Here is a 1660-nt window from a genome sequence, read left to right on the forward strand (position 1 = left end):
CGAGCCGATGGTGTTGAAAAACTCCGCGCTTGCCGGAGGCTGAAGCTTCTGATTCCCTTTATTTACGGGAGCGGGAGGGCACGGGATGCTGGGAACTCAAAAGGCGCATGCGCGGCTGTTCTACGAGTTCGATCTCGAGACGCATATTCCGGAGAACCACCTCGTGCGCGGGATCGACCGGTTCCTCGATCTCCGCGAACTGCACGCAGATCTTCGCGGCTTTTACAGTCACACCGGGCGGCCATCGATCGACCCGGAACTCATAATCCGCATGCTCGTCATCGGCTACGTGATGGGGATCAGGTCGGAACGCCGGCTGTGCCAGGAGGTCCATCTCAACCTGGCGTATCGGTGGTTCTGCCGCCTCGGTCTCGAAGACAAGATCCCCGATCACTCGACCTTTTCGAAGCTGCGCCACGGCAAGTTCCGTGAGAGCGACCTGTTCCGCCGCCTGTTCGAGGACGTCGTCGCGACGTGCATTGCCGAGGGCCTCGTTGGCGGAACCGGGTTCGCCGTCGATGCCAGCCTGATCAGCGCGGACGTCCAGAAGCAGACCTCCAGCAAAGCCGAGGACTGGGACGCCGCAATCATTGATCCCTCGGAGGCTCCGCGCGCCGTTCGCGAGTATCTCGACACGCTCGACGAAGCGGCGTTCGGGGCGGCCACCACGGTGACGCCGAAGTTCACCGCTCATGCTGACCCCGCAAGCCAGTGGACGGCCGCGCGTAAGGGGCCGGCATTCTTTGCCTATTCCGACAACTACCTGATCGACACCGATCACGGGATCATCATGGACGTCGAAGCGACGAGATCGGTGCGGCAGGCAGAGGTCGGGTCGGCCCGCACGATGCTGGATCGCACCGAGCGGCGCTTTGGTCTCCGTCCGGACTGGCTGGCGGCCGACACGGCCTACGGTTCGGAAGAGAACCTCGTCTGGCTGACGCTGAAGCGGCAGATCCTTCCCTTCATCCCGGTCTTCGACAAGTCCGAGCGCACGGACGGGACCTGGTCTCGGTCAGACTTCACGTGGGACGAGGAAGGCGATCGCTACATCTGTCCCGAGGGTAAGGAGCTCCGGCATTCCCGGCGCAACTATTCCGATCCGGGCCGCTCGGCGACAGGGATGAGGCCGCGCCGGTATCGCGCGCTGAAGGCGGACTGTCAGGACTGCCCGTCAAAGGCCAAGTGCTGTCCGAAGAGCGACGTGCGCAGCATCAATCGTGAGAAATACGAGATCGTCCGAGACTTCGCCCGAGCCTGCACGGCTTCCGCGTTTAACGAGGTGGCACAGCGGCGGCGGAAAAAGGTCGAGATGCTGTTCGCTCACCTGAAGCGGATCCTGGGCCTCGGTAGACTCCGGCTCAGGGGCCCGCTTGGCTCGAAAGACGAGTTCACCTTGGCAGCAACGGCCCAAAACCTTCGGAAACTGGCGAAACTCCGGTCACAGAGCTCAAATGGAGCGGCGCCCGCCTGAGGCGGACGAGTGCGTCCCATCAAAATCCCCGATCCTCTCGCTGACCCGTCATTCGAAGGCCAACTCGACCAGCGCCACGACAGACGTTTTTCAACACCATCAGCCCGTTGCGGAAGAAGCAGATCCTCGCTGCGTGCGCTCGCAGCGGTATTCCTGCTGCGACGCAGCAATTCTTCATGCCGCATC

General features: G+C 62.6%; 1 protein-coding gene. It reads left to right on the forward strand.

Translation table 11 applies throughout. The annotated features are described in order from the left end of the window. The first annotated feature begins 85 nt into the window (after positions 1–85). Positions 86–1474, forward strand: coding sequence for an IS1182 family transposase (locus tag OCH239_RS21310; RefSeq protein ID WP_037267491.1), 1389 nt, complete (start codon positions 86–88; stop codon positions 1472–1474). The last annotated feature ends 186 nt before the right edge of the window (positions 1475–1660 follow it).

Source organism: Roseivivax halodurans JCM 10272 (genome assembly GCF_000521785.1).
Classification (GTDB): Bacteria; Pseudomonadota; Alphaproteobacteria; order Rhodobacterales; family Rhodobacteraceae; genus Roseivivax; species Roseivivax halodurans.

Coding starts and splice junctions, on each gene's coding strand:
- OCH239_RS21310 (WP_037267491.1), top strand. CDS start 86: ATGCTGGGAACTCAAAAGGCGCATGCGCGGCTGTTCTACGAGTTCGAT.